This is a genomic window from Streptomyces odontomachi (assembly GCF_024435355.1).
Lineage (GTDB): Bacteria > Actinomycetota > Actinomycetes > Streptomycetales > Streptomycetaceae > Streptomyces > Streptomyces odontomachi.
The window spans coordinates 34,426-58,288 of sequence record NZ_JAMJWG010000026.1 but is presented as its reverse complement, the minus strand read 5'-3'; the positions used below and the strand labels follow the sequence as shown (position 1 = coordinate 58,288).

Here is a 23,863-nt window from a genome sequence, read left to right as displayed (position 1 = left end):
GGCGCATGCGAGTGAGCGGCGCACGCGACACGCCGTGTGGGCCGGTCACACGGACCGGGCGGGTGAATCAGGGCAAAGTACGTGAAGTGAAGGGACAAAGGGGATAGTTACGCCGGCCGTCCGCCATCCCCGTCGTTTCCGTCGCCCGCCGTAGCAGTCGGCGGCCCTACGAAAGGTCCGTCACCGTGCAGCCGCGTCTCAGTGTCGTCGTGCCGATCCTCCCTCATGGGGGCGCCCCCGTCGGAACACAGCAGCTGACGGCCTGCCTGGAGTCGATCGCCGGCCAGACGATGTCCTGCTTCGAGGCCGTGCTGGTGGGCGACGAATCCGCCGACGCGTCCGCCGACGGTGGCACCGCGATCGCCCGGGACTTCGCGGCCCGCGACGCGCGCTTCCGCTTCGTGCGCCGGAAGCAGGCGAGCGGTGTCGCCGCCGCGCGGAACGCCGGGGTGCGGGAGACCCCCCGCACCGTCGAGTTCCTGGCCTTCGCCGACGCCGACGACGTCGTACCGCATGACGCGTACGCCCGCCTGATCGCCAGCCTGGACACCACCGGTGCCGCCTTCGCCGTCGGGAACGTGTGGCGGCTCGGCCCGTACGGGCGGCGCCAGGACCCCGCGTACGGCTGGCTCACCGAGCCACGCACCCGGACCCACGTCACCCGCGACGCACGGCTGCTCGCCGACCGTTCCGCGCGGAACAAGGTCTTCCGCCGGGCCTTCTGGGACCGGCACGCCCTCGCCTTCCCCGAGGGCCGGCGCTACGGGTCCGCACGCGTCGTGATCCCCGCGCACTTCCTGGCCGGTTGCGTCGACGTCCTGACCGAGCACGTCTCGTACCAGCGGCTGCGCCGCGGCCCCGGGTCGCCGCCGCCGGGCACCGACTTGAAGGTGGTGCGCGACCGGCTGGTGGCCTGCGACCACATCAGCCGTTTCCTCGCCGTGCAACAACCCGCGCACAAGACCCCCTACGACGTGTCCTGCCTGCGCGAAGACCTGCTGCCGTTCCTCGAAGCACTGCCTGCCGGACCGCCCGCGTACCGGCAGGCCTTCGTCGAGCAGGCCGCCGACTTCGTCAGCCGGGTCTCCCCGGAGGCGTTCGACGCACTGCCGGCGGGACTGCGGGTGGCGTGGCAGCTGGTGCGGGAGCGCAGGACGGCCGAGTTGCTCGCCTTCCTCTCCGCCGGGCCTGCGGGCACGGGCGGCCTGGGCCACGCGCACGGTGACGGCCTGCGCAGCGGTACCGGTGACGACGCCGCCTTCCTGGTGCGGGGACGGCTGCTGAAGTGGGCCGCGTTCCCGGATGCGCAGTGCGCGGATGCGCAGGACGTGGCGGGCGCCGGGACGGGCGACGGGGGCGCACCGGTGCGCGGGAAGCCGGCCGGAGTTGCACGCCGCGGCCCCGGTCGCGCGCCCCAGCCGGGACGGGCACTCCAGCCGGGACGGGCGCGCGCGACCCGGCTCGGCCGCGCCGAACTGCCCGCCCTCGCGCGGATCCGTGACCTCACGTGGGACGCGGAGGGACGGCTGCGGATCACCGGCTACGCGTACGTCCGCAACCTGGCGGCGGCCCGGTCCCGGCAGACCCTCAAGTTCGGCGTGCTGCTGTCCGCGCCGGAACCGGGACGCAGCGGCGGCCTGGGTCGGCTGCCGGGCATGGACGACACGGAACGCGTTCCGGGCGTGCGCGGGGCGCTCGGGGTTCGCCGGATGCGCCGAGTGCCGACCCGGACGGTGCCCGACCCGGACGTCACCGCCGAGTCCGGCCAGTACCTGCACTGTTACGACCACGCCGGCTTCGAGATGACCATCGACCCCGCAAAACTCAAGGTCAGGGGCGCCTGGCAGCCCGGCGACTGGCTGCTCGGCATCCTCATCGCCGGCCACGGCACGATCCGCCACGCTCCGGTCCAGGCCCTGGACGACGGCGCGGCCCGGTCCGTCGTACGGGACTTGGGCGGGAACGGTTCCGGGGAGGGTTCCGCCGAGGCCTCTGAGGCCTCCTTCGTGGCCGGGCCCGGCGGTGGGCGAGTGCGCCTGGAGGTGGGCTTCGACGCGCATCGCCATCTACGACTGCGCGTCGTCGAACACCCGGTGGTCATCGAGGACCACCGCCGCGAGGGCAACGACCTGGTGCTCGTCGGGCGGGTCCACGGCAGCGGGGAGCGGGGCCGGAGGGACCGGAGGGACCGGAGGCGGAGGGACCGGAGCCGGGACCTGGACGGGAACCAGGATCGGGACCGGAGCCAGGACCGGGACCGGAGCCAGGAGCAGGACGGAAACGTCGTGGACGGCGGACCGGTCGACGGCGCCGGGAGCGGAGTCGTTGGCAGGGTCGAAGACGAGGGCGAAAGCGCCGCTGCGACCCGACCGCTTCCGGACACGCCCCGCGCGCCCCGGGCCCTGCGGCTGTCCCGGCAGGACGCGGAGGACGGCGGCGTCGGCACGGCGTCCGGAGGCGGCACCGGCACCACGACGTCCAGAGGCAACGTCGGCATCGTCATCGAGGCCCCCCTGACCCGCCCGCCGGCCCCAGATCCGGCCCCGGCCGAGAACGGCAACGGCAACGGCAACGGCAACGGCAACGGCAACAGGAACGGCGACGGGAACGGCAACGGCGACGTCATCGAGGTCCGTATCCCGCTCTCCCAGCTGGCCGACATCCCGCCCGCGCCGCACCGCGCCCCCAAGGAGGTCCCGCCGCCGTACACCGAGCCCTGGCGGGCCGACCTGGTCCTCGGGGACGGCACCCTGACCCGTCCGGCCGCCGCGCCCGGCCTGCCCCCGGGCCGGTACGCCCTGCACGACGGCCGCGCGCTCTGCGCCACCGCCGACGACACCGGCCGGCTGCGCATCGAGGTCACCCGACGCCCGATCGCCACCACCGTCACGTGGGCCGATGACGGCACACTGACCATCTCCGGCACCACGGGCACGACTGGCACGACAGGCACCAGAGCGGCCAACGGCCCGGAACTGGTCCTGCGGCACGGCGGGCTCGACGCGGAGGTCGCGGTCCCCCTGCTCCGCGGCGAAGGCCACGCCTTCACGGCAACGTTCACGCCCGGGGGCGGCACCCTCCGGGAAGGCCGCTGGTACGCGTACATCCGCGAGGGCGGAGCCGCCGACGCCACCGACACCACCGTCACCTCCGACACCTCCGACGCCACCGACACCACCGACACCACCGACGCCACCGACTCGCCCAAAACGGACCCCACCCCCGTCGACGTCCCCCTCTGCGTCCTCGCCCCGCTCGCCGCCGCGCTGCCGCTCCGGCGCACCGTCGAGGGCCGGGAGTTCACCGTGCACCGCCGGCACGGCGACCATCTGATCATCGAGGCCGGATCGGTGCTGCCGCCGGCCGACCGCGGCCCGTACCGCCGCCACCGGCTCCGCACCCTGCACTACCCGCAGCAGCGCACCGAGCCGGTGCGGGACGCCGTCCTCTACACCGCAGGCCGTGGCAACGACTCGCTGCGCGCCGTGCACGAGGAACTGGTGCGCCGCGGCGCCGACGTCGAACACCTGTGGGTGACCCGCGACCAGCAGACCCCCGTGCCGCCGCTGGCGCACGCCGTGGCCGAGCACAGCACCGCCTGGTACGAGGCGCTGGCGCGCTGCCGCCGCATCGTGGCCTCGGACCACCTGCCGGAGTGGTTCGTCCGCCGCCCGGACCAGACCGTCGTACAGACCTGGCACGGGGTCCCGCTCAAACGCCTCGGCGCCGACCTCAAGGGCACCCGGTACGTCCACCACGCCCGCCTCGCGGCGCTGCCTCGGCTCGCCGCCCAGTGGAGCGTCCTGGTCTCCCCGAACCGCTTCGCGACCGGCCACCTGTGCCGGGCCCTCGCCTACGACGGGGAACTCCTCCAGGCCGGTTCGCCCCGCAACGACGTCCTCTTCTCCCCGGACCGCGACAAGGTCGCCGAACGCGTCCGCCACGACCTGGGCATCCCCGACGGCCACCGGGTGATCCTCTACGCCCCGACGCACCGCGACCACCTCGGGCACGGCACGGACGGCGATCCCGGCGGGACGTACGACCCGGACGCCCTCGACGGACTGAGCGGTTCGGACGGCCTGGGTGGCACGTACGGCGGCCACGAGACGTACGACCTGTACGCCGGCCACACGGACCACACGAACCACATGGGCCACGCCGGCCACACCGACGGACACCACCACGCGTACAGCCGCTACCCGAGCACGCCGGCCTTCGACGTCCGCGCCGCCGAACGCGCCCTCGGCACCGACCACGTCCTCCTGGTCCGCAGCCACCCGCACGCCCCGGGCGGCCTCCCCGGGGCATCGACCCCGTTGTCCGAAACGCCGGCGGGTGACGTCGCCGCCGCCCGCTTCACCCGCGACGTCACCCGCCACCCCCAGGTCGCCGAACTCCTGCTCGTCGCGGACGTCCTCATCACGGACTACTCGTCACTGATGTTCGACTACGCCCACACCGGCCGCCCCATGCTCTTCCTCACGCCCGACCTGGCCCACTACGGCGACCCGGCCGTCCGCGGCTTCACCTTCGACTTCGCGCACCGCGCGCCGGGCCCCCTGCTGTCCACCACCGACGAGATCCTCACCGCCCTCACCGACCTGGACGCCCTCGCCACCCGCCACGCGGACGCGTACGCGGCGTTCCGCGAGGCGTACTGCGACCTGGACGACGGACGGGCGGCGGCGCGGGTGGCGGACCGGTTGATGCGGTGATCCGCCGGCGCACCCCCGGCCTGTAGCGTGCACGCCCGCGCACCCCCGGTCTGCCGCGTGCACGGACGTCACAGGGGCGTGTAGACGGAGAGCCGTAGCCCCGGGTCCTCGTTGACCTGGAACGTCGTGTACGCGAAGTGGAGCACACCCTTGCCGGGGTGATGGAGCGTCTTGCGGCCGGAGCCCGTGCCGCGGATGCCGTGCCGCTGCCACCACCCGTCGAACTCCGGGCTCTCCCGGCTCAGGCGGTCCCGCAGCCCGGTGAACGCGGGATCCGGCGCCCACAGGTCGTGCGCCGCGCGGAACTGCTCCACCACGCCCCGGGCGTACTCCTCCCAGGCCGTGGCGAAGATGCGCCGGGCGGCCGGGTCGGTGAGCAGGTAGACGAGGATGTTGCGGTCCTCCTCGGGCATCCGGCCGTAGTCGGTGAAGACGTCGGCCACGGCGGAGTTCCAGGCCAGCACGTCCCACCGGCGGCCGGTCACGTAGGCCGGCTGCGTAAGGCCCTCGACGACGCGCCGGACCCCGTCGGGCACCTGCTCGCGCGCGAAGGCCGGGCGCCGCGACGCGCCCGCCAGTACGCGCAGGTGGCCGTGTTCCGCCGGGTCGAGGCGGAGCACCCGGGCCAGCGCGTCGACGGTGGCGACGGACGGGGTGACGGCCCGGCCCTGCTCCAGCCGGACGTACCAGTCGACGCCGATGCCGGCGAGTTCGGCCACCTCCTCGCGCCGCAGGCCTCTCGCGCGCCGCCGCGGACCGGTGGTGAGCCCCACGGCCTCGGGGCTCAGCCGTTCCCGCCGCGAACGCAGGAAGTCACCGAGCCCGGAGCGGTTGGCATCCGGCACGAGCACTGCTCCTCTCCCCGGTCGCCTCCCCGTGTCCAGGGTGGGTCCGGCCAGTCCCAGGATCACGCCGGTCCTGGTTACCGACGCCGGAGATTGCGAGCGTGGTGCGTCTCGACCCCCGGCACGAACACACCGTACGGGCCGGACCACTCCCCACGCGTGACGCGTCACGCGTGACCGTACGAGAGGAACGAACGAACGTGAAAGCCGCAGTCCTGAAGGCATTCGGTGCACCGCTGACCGTCGAGACCCTGCCGGACCCGGAGCCCGGCACCGGGGACCTGGTCGTGGACGTCGTGGCAGCCAGGGTGCTGTCCTACGCGGGTGAGGCGTTCAGCGGCCGGCGCCGCTACCAGCTGGACCTGCCCGCGGTGCCGGGCGTCGGCGCGATCGGCCGGGTGCGTGCCGTGGGGCCCGACGCCACCCGGCTGGCGCCCGGCGACTGGGTCCTCTGCGACCCCACCGTCCGGTCCCGCGACGACGCGCTGACCCCCGACATCGTCCTCCAGGGCTGGACCGCACGCGGCGAGGGAGGCCTCCGTCTCCAGCGGCACTTCCGGCACGGCCCCTTCGCTCAGCGGATGCTGATCCCGACGGAGAACGCCGAGCCGCTCGGCCCGATCGACCCGGCGGACGCCGGGCGGTGGTCCGCCATCGGCGATCTGCTGGTGCCGTACGGCGGACTCCTCGCGGCCGGTTTCATGGCCGGCGAGACCCTGCTGGTCAGCGGCGCCACCGGGCACTTCGGCAGCGCCGCGGTCGCCGTGGCGCTGGCGATGGGCGCGGGCTGCGTCGTCGCGCCGGGCCGGAACACGCAGGTCCTGGAGGATCTGACGCGCCGCTTCGGACCGCGCGTACGGACCGTGCAGCTCACCGGAGCGGAGGACGCGGACCGGGAGCGGATGAAGCAGGCGGCGGCAGGCCCGATCGACTGCGTGCTCGACCTGTTGCCGCCCTTGGCCGACGCCACGCCCGTGCGGGCCGCCGCCATGACGGTGCGCGAGTTCGGCAGGGTGGTGTTGATGGGCGGCGTCGGCGGCACGGGCGGAGACGACCTGCGGCTGCCCTACCCGTGGCTCATGCGCAACAGCGTCACCGTCCGCGGCCAGTGGATGTACCCGCCCGAGGCACGCGCCCGGCTGATCGCGCTGGTCAGGGCGGGTCTCATCGACCTGAACGGTTTCGAGATCACGGAGTTCGGACTCGACGAGGCGAACGACGCCGTCGCCCACGCCGCGACGCACGGCGGCCCCTTCCGGACCACGGTGATCCGCCCCTGAGCGCGACGGCGGTGGGCGCGACGGCCACCGTCAGGACGATCCGCACGCCCGAGCGCCCCTTTGGATGCCCCGGCCCCCCATGTAAGGGTGTCGGCATGGCTACGTTGCCCGATGGGCGCCCGATACCTCCGCTGCACGCCGACGAGCGGGCGATGCTGGAGACCTGGCTCGACTACCACCGCGAGACGCTCGCGCTGAAGTGCGCGGACCTGACCGACGACCAGCTGCGCACGGCCTCCGTCGCGCCCTCCGACTTGACCCTGCTGGGCCTGGTCCAGCACATGGCGGAGGTCGAGCGGAACTGGTTCCAGCGCATCTTCGCCGGCCTCGACGTACCCCGGCTGTACGGCATGAACCCGCACGACGGCTTCCAGGTCTCCGCGGCCCACGGTCTTGACGAGGCGCTGGCATCCTGGCGCGCGGAGATCGACCGCGCTCGCGAGCTGACCGCCGACGCGGCCCTGGACGACTCCGGCCGGTTCTCGGAGGAGGACGCCGCGCTGGTCGGCAGCCCCACGGTCTCCCTGCGCTGGATCCTCGTCCACCTGATCGAGGAGTACGCCCGGCACAACGGCCACGCGGACCTGATCCGCGAGGCGATCGACGGGGTCACGGGGTCTTAGCCGACGGTCTCAGTGCACCAGCTTCAGGCCGGCCACGCAGGCGACGAGGCCGGCCAGGAGCGCCACCTTCAGCGGATTGACGTTCTCACCGCCCAGGACCATGGCGTAGGCCGCGGTGAGCGCCGCCCCGATGCCGACCCAGACCGCGTAGCCGGTACCCACGGGTACCGTGCGCAGCGCATAGGACAGGCCGGTCATGCTCAGGACCAGCCCGAGAACGAAGACGGCGCTCGGCAAGGGCCGCGAGAACCCCTCCGACTTGTCCAGCGCGGTCGCCCAGACGGCCTCCAGCACGCCGGACGCCAGCAGAACGATCCATGCCATGACTGACTCCCCGCGCCGTCTTGTCATGACTGGGTACGACGCACCTCGTCCAGGAGCCGGTCGGGCTCTGCATTCCACGGTCGCACATCCCCCGGATCCCGTGCCTCACTCGATGGGGTTCTCGATGAGGGTGACCCGGTTGCCGTCGGGGTCATGGACGGCCGCGAAGCGCACGGACTCGCCGCCCGGCTGGACGGGCCCTGCGGTGATGCCGCGGGACGCGAGGTCGACGAGGGCCTGGTCCAGGTCGTCCACCACCAGGTTGAGCAGGGTGGATCCCGCGTGTTCCGGCGAGCTGAACACCTGGACCCAGCCGGTGGCACTCACGTGCCAGTCGGCGAGCCCCGGCATGGGCCGGGTGTCGGCGGGCCGCCCAAGGAGCCGTTCGTACCAGCTCACCGCGGTGTCGATATCGGTGACGGGGGCGACGGCGAGCACACGTTCATAAGCCATGGCAGGTTTTCCCTCCGCTCAGGGGCCCGGCTCGGCGGGCCGGGCCCATACGCATACGAAGGGCAGACTGCGCGGAAGCCGGCTTCTCATCGGTCGACGGCAGGGCCGCACGGGTTGAACGGATTCCCCGTCGACGCGGAGTCGTCGGCGCCCGGTGCCCCCAGCTCGAACCAGACCCCCTTGCCGCCGCCCGGCAGCGGTGCACCGGTGACGGTGCCCCAGCGGCCCTGGCTCAGCATGTCCACGAGCCAGAGCCCGCGGCCGGACTCCGGGTCGTAGCCCTCCAGCAGGCGCGGCGCCCTCCGGGCGTCCCCGTCGTAGACGGTGACCCGCAGCGCGACGGGGCCACGGGCGTCGACCGCGACCCGTAACACGGCGCCCTCCGCCCCCCTCGCGTGCAGGCACGCGTTCGCCATCAGCTCTGAGGTGCACAGCACGGCGTCGTCGAGGAGGCCGGTCAGCGCGTGCCGGTGCAGTACGGCGGTGACGTAGGTCCGGGCGGTACGCGGGACGGTGAGGTCGGTGGAGCAGTAGAGGGTGTAGTGGCGGGGGCCTGTTTGTGGGGTGATTTTGGGCATGGCTGATCAACTCCCTTGCAGGGTCACTTCGTGGAGTCCGGCTGGTGGCATCGCCCACGCCCGGCACGAACGTGGGTGCACTTCCAACTGGCGTTTGAGCACGACGGAGTTGCATAGTTGCCACGACAGTGCGTGCAGCAACCTTCACCGAAGGTAGCGTTCAAGGTTGATACGTAACAACCATGAACGTCCCGACTCACCCGTACGGGTCACCTCTGCGCGGGGCGCACACGCAACGGACGGACGAGGGACGAGAGATGCCGCCGAGGCCCAACCCCACGGCACGACAGGTGCGCCTGGGTGCCGAACTGCGCAAGATGCGCGAGGCCGCAGGGGTGACCGCTCGCGAGGCGGCCAAGATCCTCGGGTCGGGTCCGACCCAGGTCAGCCACGCGGAAGCCGGACGCTTCGGCGTGAGCGAGGAACGCATTCGCCGACTGGCCGATCACTGCGGATGCGACGACACCGCCTACGTCGACGCGTTGGCGGCCATGGCGGTCGAGCGCGGGAAGGGGTGGTGGGAGGAGTATCGCGACGTCGTAGCCCCTCTCGGTCCCGATCTTGCAGAACTCGAACAGCACGCCGCCCACTTGCGCACCTTCGAGATGTCTCACATTCCGGGTCTTTTCCAGACCGAGGACCACATGAAGGCAGCGTTCAGTTACATGTCGCCCGATCTGCCACTCCGAGAGATCGATGCTTTCATCGAGTTCCGAACGAGGCGACAGGAGATCATCAAAAACGCCCAGCCGAAGTCGGTCGAAGCAGTGATTCACGAAGCTGCTCTACGCCTCCGGGTCGGCGGTCGGAACACGGCACGGGCCCAACTGAGACACATCGCCGAACTGTCCGAGCAGGACCACGTCGCAGTCCGCGTAGTGCCCTTCTCCAGCGAAGACTTCGCGGGAGCCGGCTACTCCATGCTCTACGCAAGTGGACCGGTTCCCCAACTCGACACGGTTCACGTCGACACTGGCCATGGAGGAGTCTTCGTCGACGCGGAAACTCGTCTCACGCAATACCGTCGACGTTATGCTCGCGTCGAGTCGACAGCTTTGTCACCGCAAGCTTCAAGAGATCTCGTTATCCGAATTACTCAAGAGCTGTGAAAGGTCACAGACATGGAGATTGATAACGGCTGGCAGAAGTCGACGTTCTCCGGGGGAACCTCAGGACAAAACCGTCTAGAGCTGACAGCGTCCTGGCAGAAGTCAACATTTTCCGGAGGTGGCTCCGGCGACAACTGTCTGGAACTCGCCGCCACATGGAAGAAATCGTCCTTCTCGGACGGCAATTCAAGCGGCGACTGCCTCGAAATAGCCACCTCCGCCACCACCGCAACCCACATACACCTCCGCGAAAGCGACTCCCCCGCCACCGTCCTCACCGCCCCACCCGCAACCCTCCGCGCCCTTCTCGTCACCCTCAAAGCCGGGGCACCGGCAGGCACCGCCGAGGCCGGGGCACCGGGGGCGCGCCCCTGACCGCCTCATCGCCACACCACCACCGCTCAGCCACCCACCGGCACCGGCACCGGAACCGCCACCGCCGCCCGCCCAAGGGCACCGCGCCCCGCCAGCGGCAACACCGTGCGCAACCGGGCGCCGGGTCCCGCCGGACCGACGGCGGCACCCGGGCCCCCGTACCCCCCGGGGACGTTGGGGACCACCTCCAACGTCCCCCCGTGCGCCCGCGCGATGTCCCGGGCGATCGGGAGGCCCAGGCCGGAGCCTCCCGTGTCGCGGGCGCGGGCGTGGTCGAGGCGGGTGAAGCGGTCGAAGATGGTGGTGCGGTGTTCCGGGGGGATGCCGGGGCCGTCGTCGACGACCTCCAGGACGGCCTGGGCACTGTCGATCGTGAGGACGACGTCGACGCGGGCGGTGGCGTGGCGGACGGCGTTGTCGACGAGGTTGGCGACCAGGCGGCGCAGGCGGTCGGAGGAGCCGTCGACCAGGACGTCGGGTACGAGGTCGAGGGCGACCCGGACGTCCGTGCGGGGGCGGGTGCGGGCGGCCTCCTCGGCGACGACCTGCGCCAGGTCGAGCTCCTCGGCACGCAGCGGCTCCCGTGCGTCGAGCCGGGCGAGCAGGAGCAGGTCGGCGGTGAGGGATTGCAGGCGCCCGACGTCGTCCAGGGCGGCGGCGGCCAGCTTCCGTTCCGCGGGCCTGGCGAGTTCCAGCCGGGTCCGCAGGATCGCCATCGGGCTGCGCAGCTCATGCGCCGCGTCGGCGACGAACTGCCGGTGCGCCTCGACGGCGGTGCGGAGCCGGTCCAGGGTGGTGTTGACGGTACGCGCGAGGGCCGCGATCTCGTCCCGGGTGTCCGGTTCAGGGACGCGTTCGTGCAGGTCGTACGCGGTGATGTCGGCGACCTTGGCGCGGATCGCGGACACCGGGCGCAGCGCCCGGCCGACCGCCAGCCAGGTGGCGAGCGCGACGAGGGCGAGCAGCGCGGGCACGCCGGGCAGCAGTACCGTCTTCAGGGTGGCCAGGGCGGCGCGGGCCGGCTCAGTGGAGGCGGTGCCGGTGACGCTGACCAGGCCGTGTTCCGTCTCGACCAGCTTGGTGACCCTGGTGACCTTCGGGATCCCGGCGGCGTCGATGGCCACCTTCGACCCGGCGGGCTGGCCGGCGACCGTGCCCTTGCCCGGCGGCGCCTGCCCGCCGGGGTATTTCCCCGCGCCACCATCGGGGTCCGGGCCCACGTCCCGGCAGTTGTCCTGGCCCGCCTTCCCACCGGTCTGCTTCCCCGAGGCTCCGTCGCGCGCACCGCCGCCTCCGCCGCCCCCGCAGGAGTACTTCGTCACGTCCCCGGTGGGGGACTGCGCCAGGAAGACCACCCTCGCCGCCTTCTTGTCGGCGTCCTGGACCGCCGCCTTCCGGGTGGAGTCGGCCAGGCTGGCGTCGATGGCGGCGAAGAGGGCCACCGAGGCGACGCAGAGCGCGGCCGCCACCACCGCCGTGGCCGCCAGCGTGGTCCGCAGGCGTACTCCCATGTCAGGCCTCCAGCCGGTAACCGGCGCCGCGCACCGTGGTCAGCGAGGTTCGTCCGAACGGCTTGTCGATCTTGCGGCGCAGGGCGCTGATGTAGACCTCGACGACGTTCGAATCGCCGTCGTAGGCGAAGTCCCATGCTCGGGCGAGCAGTTCGGACTTGCTCACCACCTCGCCCGGGTGCCGGGCCAGGCAGTGCAGGATCGCGAACTCCTTCGGGGTCAGCCCGATCTGGATGTCACCGCGGCTGCACTTGAGCCCCGCCGGGTCCACCCGCAGGTCCCCCACCGTGAGCACCGTCGGCCGCTCCCGCCCCCCGCGTCGCATCAGCGCCCGCAACCGCGCCAGCAGCACCACGTACGAGAACGGCTTGGCCAGGTAGTCGTCCGCGCCGGTGTCGAGGGCCTCGGCTTCGTCGTACTCGCCGTCCTTCGCGGTCAGCATCAGGATCGGCGTCCAGTTCCCGGCCTCGCGCAGCCGGGTGCAGACCTCGTAGCCGTGCAGCGACGGCAGCATCACGTCCAGCACGATCACGTCGTACGGCTGCTCGGTCGCCATCCACAGCCCCTCCCGCCCGTCATGGGCGAGGTCGACCGCGAAGCCCTCATTGGTCAGGCCGTCCTTGAGCAGCTCAGCCAGCCTGCGTTCGTCTTCCACCACGAGTATCCGCACACCGGAAGCGTGCCGGGGGCCGCCTAAGGCGAACATGAAGATCACCTGTGTCTTCTTCAGGGTGACTTCAGCGGGCCGGACGGAGGCTACGGGGCGTCAGATCAACCGGACCAACCGGTCCTGGCGGGCGACTCGCCGCCCGCCAGGACCGCAACGGGAGAACCCATGAAGACCATCAAGACCCTGCGCAGGCATCGGGTCGCGACCAGCCTCGCCCTGACGGCGGGCCTCGTCCTGGCGGGTGTCACGAGCGCCTCCGCCAGCGGCGCCGACGAGCACGGCACCCAGGCCGGCAAGGCCCAGAAGGGCAAGCGGATCTGCGTGATCGTCCACAAGGGTGACGGCAAGCCCGGCCAGCGGCCCGCCACCGACAAGGTCGCGCACCGCAAGGACATCACCCACGACGCGCACGCCAAGTGCACCGACCTGCCCGGGATACCGGGCAAGGGCAAGCACGTCTGCGTGATCATCATTCACAAGGACGGCAAGGGCGGCAAGGACGACAAGGTCAGCACGCCGACCACCGCCACCGCGAGCGCCGCAGGCGCCACGCAGGTCAGCAACGGCAAGCCGCCGAAGGGCGACAAGTGCCCGCTGCCACACCTGCCGGGCAAGCCGGGCAAGGGCAAGCACGTCTGCGTGATCGTCCACAAGGACGGCGCGGGCGACAAGGGCGAGAAGACCACCACCGAGGTACGGGACGGCAAGGTCTACGTCAACGGCAAGCAGGTCTCCGGCGCCAAGGGCAAGCTGCCCAAGTGCCCGCCGGTCCCCGGCAAGCCGGGCGGGTCGGGCAAGGGCGGGTCGACCGGCGGCAAGTGACCTCGCTGTCGTGACGTCGCCGGCGCGGTGCCGGGTTCGGCGTGATCACCTGGGGTGCGCACGGCGGGGGCCGGGCGCAAGGTGACCATGTGCCCCGGTGGGACGGGGCGCCGTGCCGAACCCACGCCACCGAGGCCCGGCGGAACAGACCCGGCGGGAGCGGAGTCCACGACTCGGCTCCCGCCGGGTCATCGGGCGGCCCGGGCCGCAAAGCCGCAGGGGCCCCGGGGCACCGGCATCCGGGCACTCCGCGCCCCCCGGGCCTGACAGTGCCAGCCACTACGTTCACCCCCATGGACACGCACCCCGACGCGACCGCCCCCACGGCGCAGCAGACCCCTGGCCCTGCGCAGGCCTCTGCGCAGGCCTCTGTACAGGCCCCTCTCCAGGCCCCCGTCGCGCCGCAGTTGGCGCTCTGGTACGACGCCCTGGCGAACCCGGCGAAGCCGCCGTCGCCGGCCCGGGCGTGGCGGGCGGTGCGTGAGCTGGCCGGTATGACGGGGCCGGGCACCGAGGGGGCGGTGGAGTTGGCCGCCCGGTTCGCCGCCGTCGCCGAGCCGCCGTCGGAGAAGCTGCTGAAGCTCTGGCCGAGCGCCCCGGACCCGGACGCCTTCGCGCGGTTGCTGCTGGCCCCGGCGTTCGCGCGCGAGGGCCGGACCGAGCTGGACCTCGGCCGCAAGCTCTGCCTGCCGGGCGTCCGGCACCTGACGACGCTGCGTCGCCTGCGTGCCTACCGCCGCAAGGACATCGTCGACCTGAGCGAGCTGGCGGGCCTCGTCGGCCTCACCTCCCTCGATCTCGACGGCTGCCGGAACGTCTCCGACCTCGCCCCGCTCGCCGGTCTCAGCCGGCTGTCCTCGCTCAACCTCCACCACACCGCCGTCGACGATCTCTCCCCGCTCGCCAAGCTGGCCTCGCTGACCGACCTCGACCTGAGCCAGTGCACGGCGATCAGCGATCTCACGCCGATCGGCGGACTCACCGGCCTCGTCCGGCTCAGCCTCGCCGCGACCCGCATCACCACCCTCACGGACCTCGACAGCCTCACCGCCCTCACCGATCTCGACGTCTCGGACTGCTCCCAGCTGGCCACGCTGGACGGCGTGGCAGGCAAGCCGTCCCTGGCCGAGCTGCGGATCGCCCGCTGCACCGCCCTCACCTCACTGCGCGGCATCGGCGCCCACCCGAACGTCACCCGTCTTGACCTGGACGGCTGCACCGGCCTGACCGACCTGCGGGACGTCGCCCGGCTCACCGGCCTGACCTGGCTCAGCGTCGAGGGGTGCGAGCGCCTCACCTCGCTCGACGGCGTCGAAGGGCTCATGGCGCTCGAACAGGTCAACGTGATCGCCAGCCCCGGCGTGCGCCAGCTGTCCGCGCTCGGCGGGCCGGCCGCGTTGGAGAACCTGATCCTGCGCGAACTGCCACAGCTCAGCGACCTGTCGGCGCTGCCCTCCATGGTCGCGCTCCGGCAGCTCACCCTCCAGCACTGCGAGAACCTGACAACGCTCGACGGGCTGCCCGCCCAGCCGTCGCTGGACATCCTCGACGTGACGGAGGCACCCCGGCTGCGCACCTTCGGCACCGGGCACGACCTGCCGGTGCTGCGCTGCCTGTTCAGCAGCTACTGCCCCGAGCTGGCGGACCTGGGCGACGTCGCCGACCTCCCGGCCCTCACCGACCTCATGCTCGGTGAGACCTCTCCCGACCTGGACCCGGCGGGGCTGCGCGGCCGTGCGCCGTTCACCTCCATCCGCACCGCCTTCGACCACGAACCGCGCTGGCAGGCCGCCATATCGGAGGCCCTCGGCAAGCCGGTGCGGATGGTCAACGGCTGGCTCGAAGTCGTGGACGAGTAGGTCGCAGACGTCAGGTACATCGCAGACGTCAGGTACATCGCAGACGTCAGGTACATCGCAGACGTCAGGTAACTACAGCGTCCGCAGTCCCGCCGTCGTGGCCCGTGCCAGCCGCGCCAGGTACCCCTTCGGGGGCTTGCCGCGCATCACCACCGCACGCCAGTAGAGCGGGCCGGAGATCAGGTCGAGCGCGAGGTCCTCGTCGAGGTCGGCGCTGAGCTCGCCGCGTGCCGCCGCCGCCCGGACGATGCCGCTGGCCACGCTGTGCTGACCCGCCCGCAGCGCGTTCTGGAGCGCCTCGGCCATGTCCGCGTTGCGTGCCGCCTCGGCCTGGAGGTCGGGTAGGATCTGCGAGGCCACGGGGTGCCGCAGGGCACGGGCGGTCAGCTCGTAGAGCTGGCGGAGATCGCCCTCCAGGGAGCCGGTGTCCGGAGTCGGCAGGCCCTGCACGGCCAGGGCCGAGACCAGGTCGAGCACCAGGTGCAGCTTGGAGCTCCAGCGGCGGTAGACCGCGGTCTTCCCGACGCCGGCACGGCGCGCGATGCCCTCGATGGACATCCGGGCGTAGCCGACGGCGGCCAGCTCCTCGAAGACGGCGGCCCGGATCGCCTCCGTCTTCTCCGCCCGCAGCACCGCGGCGCCCGCGGGGGCCCGACGCCGCGGCCGGGGCGCCTCGGGCTCCCCCGTCGACTCCCCTGCCCGGCCCCCGGAACCCTCCGCCGGGCGTCCTTCGGCGCTGTTCGACGACTCGCGCCCCGAGGCCGCGGCAGCCGGTCCCGATCCGCCAGCCGGCTCCCCCGCCGACCCCGCCACGGCCGACCCCGCGGCTTCCCCGCCCGATCTCCCGGCTTGCCCGGCTCGCCCGGCTCGCCCGGCTCTCCCTGCCGCCCGCTCCGCGCCCGCCGACGCCGCCGAGCCCGCCGCGGCCTGCTGCGGGTTCGCCGACTGCATGGGTTCCGTTCGGTTCGTCGGGCGCGTGGTCATGGACGACAGCATAGATTCGACGTTACAACGAAACGGTTGCGTTGCGACGCAGATCCGCTCTACTCTCGACGTTGCGTCGATACGGAACCGTTGCGACGTCGGCCACGCCGGGACGGGACCACCGTCGCGACGCGTCCCCGTCCGCATCCGCGTTCCGCACGAAGCGCACCCACGACCCCGTACGGCGCCGGTCCACATGCCGCGTGCACGAGAGCGTGACGTGCACGCCCGTCCCCTCCCGGCACCCCCGAGCGAAAGCCCACGGATGTGAGTCAGGTACTCGACACGCCGCCCCCGTCCTCTCCCGCCGACCCCCCGGGCCGTGCTGCCCCGTCCCCCGCCGAGCTGGCCGCACTGCACGGCCTGACGGTGAGCGGTGCGCGGGTGAGCCTGGCCGGCTATGTGCGGCAGCTGTGGCAGCGGCGGCACTTCATCACCGCCTTCGCCACCGCCAAGCTGACCGCACAGTACAGCCAGGCCAAGCTCGGCCAGCTGTGGCAGATCATGACACCGCTGCTCAACGCCGCGGTGTACTACTTCATCTTCGGCGTCCTGATGAACTCCAAGCGGGGCGTGCCGGACTTCGTCCCGTTCCTGGTGACCGGCGTGTTCGTGTTCACCTTCACGCAGCAGTCGGTGCTCGCCGGCACCCGCGCCATCTCCGGCAGCCTCGGCCTGGTGCGCGCCCTGCACTTCCCGCGCGCCGCGCTGCCGATCTCGTACTGCCTGCAACAGCTCCAGCAGCTGCTGTTCTCCATGTGCGCGCTGGTCGTGATCTGCCTCGCCTTCGGGGTGCCCCCGGCGCTGTCCTGGCTGCTGGCGATCCCGGTCCTGATGCTCCAGTTCACGTTCAACGCCGGCCTTGCGCTGGCCATGGCCCGGCTCGGCAGCAAGACTCCGGACCTCTCCCAGCTGATGCCGTTCCTGCTGCGGACGTGGATGTACACGTCCGGGGTGATGTGGAGCATCGAGAAGGTGCTCTCCGGCCACCATCTGCCGAGCGTCGTGACGCTGCTGATCCAGGCCAACCCGGCCGCCGTCTACATCGACCTGATGCGCTTCTCGCTCATCGACACCTTCCACGCCAGCCAGCTGCCGCCGCACGTGTGGGCGCTGGCCCTGGGCTGGGCACTGCTCGCCGGGATCGGCGGCTTCATTTTCTTCTGGCAGGCGGAGGAGACGTACGGCCGTGGCTGACACCACCACCCACCCCAGCACCAGCACCAGCACCAGCACCGACGCGGCGGCCACCGCCGGCGCCCAGGACATCGCGGGCGTGCCGACCGTCATCGCCGACGAGGTCGACATCATCTACCGCGTGAACGGCACCCGTACCCGCGGCACCGCCACCGCTGCGCTCAGCCGGATCCTGCGGCCCGGGCAGGCCGCGAAGGCGTCGGGCGTGCGGACCGTGCACGCGGTCAAGAAGGTGTCGTTCATCGCCTACAAGGGCGAGGCCATCGGCCTGATCGGCACCAACGGCTCGGGCAAGTCGACCCTGCTCAAGGCCGTCGCCGGACTCCTTCCGGTGGAGAACGGCAAGATCTACACCAACGGCCAGCCATCCCTGCTGGGCGTCAACGCCGCCCTGATGAACGACCTCACCGGCGAGCGCAACGTCCACCTCGGCGGCCTCGCCATGGGGATGTCACGCGCCGAGATCAAGGAACGCTACGCGGGCATAGTCGACTTCTCCGGGATCAACGAGAAGGGCGACTTCATCACCCTGCCCATGCGCACGTACTCCTCCGGCATGGCCGCCCGGCTGCGGTTCTCCATCGCCGCAGCCAAGGACCACGACGTGCTGCTCATCGACGAGGCCCTGGCCACCGGCGACCGCGCCTTCCAGCGCCGTTCGGAGGCCCGCATCCGTGAACTCCGCAAGGAGGCCGGCACGGTCTTCCTCGTCAGCCACAACAACAAGTCCATCCGCGACACCTGCGAACGCGTCCTGTGGCTCGAACGCGGGGTCCTGCGCATGGACGGCCCGACGGACGAAGTCCTCAAGGAGTACGAGGCGTTCACCAGCGGCAAGAAGTAGCCGGGCGGGCGCTCCCCCGGCCCTGCGGGGCGGCTAGGCTCCGCCTACGAAGACCGGGCGCGGCGGCCCGTCGGGTTCATCCCGTCGGGCACGGCCCGGCAGGTCCACGGCGGGTACGAGGGGGGCGCCGCACATGAAGCAGGACACCACACCACTGCCCGTGCCCCTGCGCGTCGGGGAGCCCCGCACCATCGCCGGCTATCCCCTGCACGCCCGGATCGGCGAGGGCGGCATGGGCACCGTCTTCCTCTCCCGGACCCGTGGCGGGCAGCCGATCGCCATCAAGCTGATCCGGCCCGAGTACGCGCAGGACGCCGCGTTCCGGGAGCGGTTCACCCGTGAGGTGGCCGCGGCCCGCAGGGTGTCCGGATACCATCTGCTCCCCGTCGTCGACCACGACACGCAGGGCGAACACCCCTGGCTCGCCACCCGGTACGTGCCCGGCATCCCGCTCGATGCGGCGCTGGGCGGCGGCAGCCCGCTGCCGCTGCCCGTCACCCTCCAGTTGCTGGCCTGCGTCGCGAGCGCCCTGCACGCCGTGCACACCGCCGACGTGGTGCACCGCGACGTCAAGCCGGGCAACATCCTGCTCGCCGCCGACGGCCCCTGGCTGCTCGACTTCGGTATCGCACGGGCGGCCAGCGCCGCCACGTTCACCACCATGGGGCGGCTGGTCGGCACCCCGCGCTACATGTCTCCCGAGCATGCGCTCGGCCGCAGGGCCACGACTGCCTCGGACGTCTTCGCGCTCGGCCTGGTCGCCGCCGAGGCGGCCACCGGACGCCACCCGTACGGCCGCGGCAACGCCCTGGCCGTCGCCGCGCGGATCGCCGGCACCGACCGCGAACCACCCGTCCTGGACGACGTGCCCGAGCCGCTGCGCGCGATCGTGCGCAGCTGCCTGGCCGCCGCACCCGGCCACCGGCCCAGCGCGGCCACCCTCGCCCAGTACTGCGCCGGCGCGGCACGGCACGACGTACGGGACTTCGCCGGCTGGCTGCCGGAGCCGCTGGCCGCGGAAGTGACACGGGTGGAGCGGGCGGTGGCGGGACTCAGCGCGTTCGCCGAGGCACCGACGGTACGGAGCCTGCCGGCGACGGCTCCGATCACGGTGCAGGACCCCGAGGCGGAGACCGCTTCGGAGTGGTTGCGCCGGGTTCGGCGGAAGGCGGAGCCCGAGAGTCCGCAAAGTCCCCAAGATCCCCAAATTCCACAAAGCCCCCAGTAGAACGGCATGTCTGCCGAGAGCAGTCGGTCACCAACGGGTGACAGCCTCACCCCGTCACCCGGCCCCCCGCCACGTCGATGGTCAGGCCGGTCAGCCAGGCCGCGGCGTCCGAGGCCAGGAAGAGGGCCGTCTGGGCGACGTCCTGCGGGGTGCCCAGGCGGCGCAGGGGGTGGGCTGCGGCGACCTTCTCCTGCACGTCGGCCGGCATGCGGGCCTGCACCTTCTCGGTCAGGATCGAGGAGGGGGCGATGCAGTTGACCCGGATTCCGGCCGGGCCCAGCTCGGCGGCGAGGTGGCGGGTCAGCGTCACCAGGCCCCCGTTGGCGACGGCGTAGGCGAGGTTGGCCTGGCTGGGTTGCCGGCCGGCGGCGGAGGACATGGTGAGGATCGCGCCCCGGCCGCGTTCGAGCATGCCCGGCAGGAAGGCCTGGATGGTCAGGAAGGCCGAAGTCAGGTCGGAGTCGAGGATCTGCCGCCACTGAGCCTCCGTGAGCGTGGCGGAGGGGACGGGGAAGCCCAGCCCGCCCGCGAAGGCGGCGAGCACGCCGACCGGGCCGAGGCGGGATTCCACCGTCCCGCGGACGGTGTCCAGGGCGGTGGAGTCGGTGACGTCGGCGGCCACGCTGATCGCGGTGGCGCCGCCCGCCGTGAGGTCGGCGACGACCGCGTCCAGGGCGTCGTGGTCGCGGCCGACCACGCAGACCTCGGCGCCCTGGGCGGCGAAGGCCCGTGCCGTCCGTGCGCCGATGCCGCGTGAGCCGCCGGTGATGACGACGACCTGGCCGGCCAGGTCGGGGTAGCTGCCGGACATCTGGACCTCCTACTGGTGACGGGACGGGCGGGTGCGCGGCAGCAGCGCGGCGGCGGCCACCAGCCAGATCAGGCCGCCGAAGCGGACGACCGGCAGCAGGTAACCGAAGCCGGCGGCGAGCAGGGTGAAGCCGGAGAGCACGCCGACGGCAGCGAGCGCAAGACCGGTCCAGGTCACGGCCTTCGGCAGCAGCCCGGCGAGCAGGCCGGTCACCGAGACGCCGGCGATCAGCAGCGCGAACGTCACCGTGTAGCCGGGGCCGCCGGCCAGGAAGGCGAGATCGGCCAGGGCGCGGGCGAGCACCGGGTCGGCGTCCGCCGGGAGCCGTCCGCCGGTCCAGCCGAAGAGCGCGCCGAGAGTCAGGGCCGCGGCCGCCAGCACCCCACCGACCAGGGTGATCGCCGAGCCTGGCGCGGTGCTGCCGAGGGAACGCAGCCGCCGGTGGAGCACGGCCGCGGTGACCGCGAGTGGCACGGCGGAGGAGAACAGCAGGAAGGCGCCGAGCTTGATCGTGGTGCCGTGCGTCACGGCGTAATGCAGCACGTCTGCGCCGGTGGCGTCGGGGTGCGGGGTGGACCGGTTGGCGACCACGTACGCGATGGTCAGCGCGGTGAAGGCCAGCACGGGGGCGAGCAGCGGCGGGCCGGACTGAGGTCGGCGCTTGGCGGTCGTGGGGGCGGAGGTCGGTGGGGTGCTGGTCATGGTGGGCTCCTCGATCGATCACTACACACCAGATAATCATTACACTTTGGAACGATGTCAACAGAGTACGATGCCTCCATGGCTACGACTGATGAGGATGTACGTCCGGATCCGGGCGGCGGCGGTGCCGCGTTTCTGCTGGCCCAGCTCGGGGCGCACGCGGCCACGCGGTTCGCCCGGCGGATCGCGTCCCTGGACCTGACGCCCGCACAGGCCGGACTGCTGCGCCTGCTGGCCGCGAACCCCGGCCGCAGCCAGCGCGAACTCGCCGACCAACTCGGCATGCCGCCGAGCCGCTTCGTCCCGTTCGCCGACAAGCTGGAGGAGCGCAAGCTGATCGAGCGCCGCAGGAACCCCACCGACCGGCGGCTCTACGCGCTGCACCTCACCGACCAGGGCAGCGAGCTGCTCGCCGGACTGCGCACCGCTGGCATGGCCCACGAGCAGGAGATCTGCCAGGCGCTCTCGCCCCAGGAGCACCGCCAACTGGCCGCGCTGCTGCGGCGGATCGCCGAGCAGCAGGAACTCGCACCGGGCGTCCACCCGGGCTACCGCACCCTCCAGAGCGGAAAGCCAGGCAAGACAGGCACGGCAGGCACGGCAGGCACGGCAGGTACGGCCGGGGAACTCGGTACCTGACCGCTTCGGCAGCGACGCCGGCGAGCCCGGGGTTCGGGGCCCGCCCGAACCCCCAAGTCACCGCGTACCACGGGAACCTCGCCGCCCCATACGGTGTCGTAAGCTCTGCGTACCTCACATGTCCGCAAAAGAGTTCGGCACCGGACGGGTCCTACTCGGGGGAGGCTCCCATTTCTGGCAGCACTGGTGACTTGCTCGGTCCCCTCGGCCCGCAGGACCCACGCGAAGCAGCCGGCTACAGCCTGATCGCGCGGATCGGCGAGGGCGGCATGGGCACCGTCTACCTTTCGTACACCCGCGGCGGCCAGCCCGTGGCGTTGAAGGTGATCCGGCGCGAGTACGGCCAGGACCCCGACTTCCGGCGCCGCTTCGAGCAGGAGGTGCAGGCGGCCCGCCGCGTGCAGGGGTACCACATCGTGCCGGTCGTCGACCATGACACCGGCGGCGAGTTGCCCTGGCTGGCGTCCACCTTCATCCCCGGCATGCCGTTGCAGGACGCCCTCGCCATGTCCGGCCCGCTGCCGCTGACCAGCGTCTTCCAGCTGGTCGGCTGCGCGGCACGAGCGCTGACCGCGATCCATGCGGTGGGCGTGGTGCACCGCGACCTCAAGCCGAGCAACATCCTGCTGGGCCCCGCCGGGCCGTACGTCATCGACTTCGGCATCGCCCGCGCCGCGGACGCCACCCAGTTGACGCAGAGCGGCGGCCTGGTCGGCACCCCGCAGTACATGTCGCCCGAGCACGCCCTCGGTGAGCAGGTGGGCCCGGCGACCGACGTGTTCTCGCTCGGCCTGATCGCGGCCGTCGCGGCCACCGGACGGCACCCGTACGGCGACGGTGGCGCGATCACGGTCGCCGCCCAGATCGCCAACTCCGCGCACCGCCCGCCGGATCTGTCCGGGTACCCGGACCAGCTGCGCGCCCTGCTGGAGCGGTGTCTGGCCCCGAACCCGGCGGAGCGCATCGGCACCGAGGAACTGACCGCCCGCTGCCAGGAGTTGGCCGGCCGCCCCCTCAACGACCTGGGGGAATGGCTGCCTGAGCCGCTGCGCGCCGAGATCGCGCGGCGCGAGCAGAGCCTCCAGTCCCCGCCGCCGCCCGCCGACCCCCAGCGCCCGGCCACCCCGCCGCAGCCGGCCGCCATGCCGCCGGCGCCCGGTACGGCGCCGCCCGTGCCGGGCAGCGCGCCGCAGGTCGCCGGCGCCGCCCCGGGGGCGAGTGTCCCGCCGATGCCCGGCGGAGCGCCGGCCACCCCACCACGGACGGCGCCGGCGCCGTCCGCCCCGGGCCCGGCGGCGCCTGCCGCCCACCCGACCGCCGCCCCCGGCCCCGCCCACCCCGGCACGCCGCCGGACGCGCCCGGCACACCGGCCTACGGCTACCCGGCAACCGGCTCCCCCGCCTACGGCTATCCCGCGACGCCCGCCGGTTCGGGCGGCCCCGGCTACGGCTATCCGCAGGCCGCCGCCCCCGGTCCTGCCCTGGGCGGTGACGCCACCCGTCAGTTCGGTGCGCCCGAGGGGCAGGGCGTGGTGGGCGCCCTCGGTCAGGCCGGTGTTCCCGGCGGCACCGGCCCGTCCGCCCAGGTGGGCGGCGCTCCAGCCAACGGCCGGCCGCGTCGCCGCTGGCGCATGGCCCTGCTGGCCGCCGCCCTCGTCGTCGCGGTAGGCGCGGGCGCGGGTACGGCGGTGTGGTGGATCGGCAGGGACAAGGACACCACCGACTCCCAGGCCGGGCACGACGGCAAGGGCGGCCCCAAGAAGTCCCCGTCCCATTCCAGCACCCCGGCCGGTCAGGGCGGCGACGAGACGGGCTCCGAGAGCCCCGGCTCCGACCTGTCCTCGCCACCGCCCGGCGCCACGTACACCGTTGTCTTCCCGGGCAAGAAACTGACCCTGCGCCCTCCGGGGGACGAGTACGCGACCGTCGACGTCGACCTGGACGAGCCGAAGGTCGACGCCAAGGGCGCGATGGACGACGAGACCACGGACTTCCAGGTCTCGGAGTTCGACGACGCCTGGCAGTTCTCCACCACGTTCGGCAAGAGCTCCGGTGACACCCCCCAGGAATGCGCCGCGGGAGCCAGTACCGACGTCCTGCCGAGCCAGGTCTCCTTCAGCGAGATCGGCAGGAAGGACAGCATGATCAACGAGGGTGACCGGCTGTGCACCATCACTCAGAAGGGCAACCTCGCCATGTTCGTGATCGACAGCATCACGCCCTCCGAGTACGACAGTGACGCCCCGACGGTGGAGGGCAAGGTCACGCTCTGGTCGATCGACTACTGACGA

At 72.5% G+C, this 23,863-nt stretch carries 21 protein-coding genes and 1 riboswitch; of the genes, 12 read left to right on the top strand and 9 right to left on the bottom strand.

The features are described 5' to 3' along the window. Positions 1–185: 185 nt before the first annotated feature. On the top strand, positions 186–4,718 hold the full coding sequence (locus tag NQO67_RS36860) for a bifunctional glycosyltransferase/CDP-glycerol:glycerophosphate glycerophosphotransferase (RefSeq protein ID WP_255954820.1): 4,533 nt from the start codon (positions 186–188) through the stop codon (positions 4,716–4,718). Between the two features lie 68 nt (positions 4,719–4,786). On the opposite strand, the gene NQO67_RS36855 is transcribed toward NQO67_RS36860, so the two are convergent. Next, positions 4,787–5,563, bottom strand: a complete 777-nt coding sequence (locus tag NQO67_RS36855; RefSeq protein WP_255954819.1) for a helix-turn-helix transcriptional regulator — start codon at positions 5,561–5,563, stop codon at positions 4,787–4,789. 200 nt (positions 5,564–5,763) lie between these two features. Here NQO67_RS36855 and NQO67_RS36850 point away from each other — a divergent pair, with 200 nt between their 5' ends. Then, positions 5,764–6,843 (top strand): alcohol dehydrogenase catalytic domain-containing protein, encoded by a 1,080-nt coding sequence (locus tag NQO67_RS36850; protein ID WP_255954818.1) that lies wholly within the window; start codon positions 5,764–5,766, stop codon positions 6,841–6,843. Positions 6,844–6,938: 95 nt separating this feature from the next. Continuing rightward, positions 6,939–7,466: a DinB family protein gene (locus NQO67_RS36845; RefSeq protein ID WP_255954817.1), complete on the top strand. Its 528-nt coding sequence runs from the start codon at positions 6,939–6,941 to the stop codon at positions 7,464–7,466. Positions 7,467–7,475: 9 nt separating this feature from the next. On the opposite strand, the gene NQO67_RS36840 is transcribed toward NQO67_RS36845, so the two are convergent. The 3 genes from NQO67_RS36840 to NQO67_RS36830 form a co-directional block, all read right to left on the bottom strand. Further along, positions 7,476–7,790 (bottom strand): DMT family transporter, encoded by a 315-nt coding sequence (locus NQO67_RS36840; RefSeq protein WP_255954816.1) that lies wholly within the window; start codon positions 7,788–7,790, stop codon positions 7,476–7,478. 9 nt (positions 7,791–7,799) lie between these two features. After that, a riboswitch (guanidine-III (ykkC-III) riboswitch) is annotated at positions 7,800–7,861 on the bottom strand. Between the two features lie 34 nt (positions 7,862–7,895). Then, positions 7,896–8,243 (bottom strand): VOC family protein, encoded by a 348-nt coding sequence (locus NQO67_RS36835; protein ID WP_255954815.1) that lies wholly within the window; start codon positions 8,241–8,243, stop codon positions 7,896–7,898. An 86-nt stretch (positions 8,244–8,329) separates the two neighbouring features. After that, on the bottom strand, positions 8,330–8,821 hold the full coding sequence (locus NQO67_RS36830; protein ID WP_255954814.1) for an ATP-binding protein: 492 nt from the start codon (positions 8,819–8,821) through the stop codon (positions 8,330–8,332). A 257-nt stretch (positions 8,822–9,078) separates the two neighbouring features. Here NQO67_RS36830 and NQO67_RS36825 point away from each other — a divergent pair, with 257 nt between their 5' ends. Both NQO67_RS36825 and NQO67_RS36820 read left to right on the top strand, forming a co-directional pair. Continuing rightward, positions 9,079–9,930 carry a helix-turn-helix domain-containing protein gene (locus tag NQO67_RS36825; RefSeq protein ID WP_255954813.1) on the top strand — a complete coding sequence of 284 codons (852 nt, stop codon included), beginning with the start codon at positions 9,079–9,081 and terminating at the stop codon, positions 9,928–9,930. Between the two features lie 12 nt (positions 9,931–9,942). Continuing rightward, entirely contained in the window at positions 9,943–10,305 is a 363-nt protein-coding gene (locus tag NQO67_RS36820; protein WP_255954812.1) for a DUF397 domain-containing protein, read from the top strand. 26 nt (positions 10,306–10,331) lie between these two features. On the opposite strand, the gene NQO67_RS36815 is transcribed toward NQO67_RS36820, so the two are convergent. Together NQO67_RS36815 and NQO67_RS36810 are read right to left on the bottom strand one after the other, a co-directional pair. Further along, positions 10,332–11,816 (bottom strand): sensor histidine kinase, encoded by a 1,485-nt coding sequence (locus NQO67_RS36815; RefSeq protein WP_255954811.1) that lies wholly within the window; start codon positions 11,814–11,816, stop codon positions 10,332–10,334. A gap of 1 nt (position 11,817) precedes the next feature. Then, the gene (locus tag NQO67_RS36810; protein ID WP_255954879.1) at positions 11,818–12,486 is read right to left on the bottom strand and encodes a response regulator transcription factor; all 669 of its coding nucleotides are present in this window, start codon (positions 12,484–12,486) and stop codon (positions 11,818–11,820) included. A gap of 165 nt (positions 12,487–12,651) precedes the next feature. Here NQO67_RS36810 and NQO67_RS36805 point away from each other — a divergent pair, with 165 nt between their 5' ends. Beyond that, positions 12,652–13,308 (top strand): hypothetical protein, encoded by a 657-nt coding sequence (locus tag NQO67_RS36805; RefSeq protein ID WP_255954810.1) that lies wholly within the window; start codon positions 12,652–12,654, stop codon positions 13,306–13,308. Positions 13,309–13,601: 293 nt separating this feature from the next. After that, complete coding sequence (locus tag NQO67_RS36800; protein ID WP_255954809.1) at positions 13,602–15,167, top strand: leucine-rich repeat domain-containing protein; 1,566 nt, start codon at positions 13,602–13,604, stop codon at positions 15,165–15,167. Positions 15,168–15,239: 72 nt separating this feature from the next. On the opposite strand, the gene NQO67_RS36795 is transcribed toward NQO67_RS36800, so the two are convergent. After that, entirely contained in the window at positions 15,240–15,980 is a 741-nt protein-coding gene (locus NQO67_RS36795; protein WP_255954878.1) for a TetR/AcrR family transcriptional regulator, read from the bottom strand. Between the two features lie 438 nt (positions 15,981–16,418). Here NQO67_RS36795 and NQO67_RS36790 point away from each other — a divergent pair, with 438 nt between their 5' ends. From NQO67_RS36790 to NQO67_RS36780, 3 genes are all read left to right on the top strand, one after another. After that, positions 16,419–17,348, top strand: coding sequence for an ABC transporter permease (locus NQO67_RS36790; RefSeq protein ID WP_255954808.1), 930 nt, complete (start codon positions 16,419–16,421; stop codon positions 17,346–17,348). A gap of 70 nt (positions 17,349–17,418) precedes the next feature. Next, complete coding sequence (locus NQO67_RS36785; RefSeq protein WP_255954877.1) at positions 17,419–18,192, top strand: ABC transporter ATP-binding protein; 774 nt, start codon at positions 17,419–17,421, stop codon at positions 18,190–18,192. A gap of 133 nt (positions 18,193–18,325) precedes the next feature. Then, positions 18,326–19,420, top strand: a complete 1,095-nt coding sequence (locus NQO67_RS36780; protein ID WP_255954807.1) for a serine/threonine-protein kinase — start codon at positions 18,326–18,328, stop codon at positions 19,418–19,420. A 46-nt stretch (positions 19,421–19,466) separates the two neighbouring features. Here the strand turns inward: NQO67_RS36780 and NQO67_RS36775 are convergent, their stop codons facing one another. Both NQO67_RS36775 and NQO67_RS36770 read right to left on the bottom strand, forming a co-directional pair. Beyond that, positions 19,467–20,231: an SDR family NAD(P)-dependent oxidoreductase gene (locus NQO67_RS36775; RefSeq protein ID WP_255954806.1), complete on the bottom strand. Its 765-nt coding sequence runs from the start codon at positions 20,229–20,231 to the stop codon at positions 19,467–19,469. Between the two features lie 9 nt (positions 20,232–20,240). Beyond that, a complete protein-coding gene (locus tag NQO67_RS36770; protein WP_255954805.1) occupies positions 20,241–20,933 on the bottom strand; it encodes a DUF4386 domain-containing protein in 693 nt (230 codons plus the stop codon). 78 nt (positions 20,934–21,011) lie between these two features. Here NQO67_RS36770 and NQO67_RS36765 point away from each other — a divergent pair, with 78 nt between their 5' ends. Beyond that, on the top strand, positions 21,012–21,572 hold the full coding sequence (locus tag NQO67_RS36765; protein ID WP_255954804.1) for a MarR family winged helix-turn-helix transcriptional regulator: 561 nt from the start codon (positions 21,012–21,014) through the stop codon (positions 21,570–21,572). 245 nt (positions 21,573–21,817) lie between these two features. After that, entirely contained in the window at positions 21,818–23,860 is a 2,043-nt protein-coding gene (locus tag NQO67_RS36760) for a serine/threonine protein kinase (RefSeq protein ID WP_255954876.1), read from the top strand. Positions 23,861–23,863 lie beyond the last annotated feature (3 nt).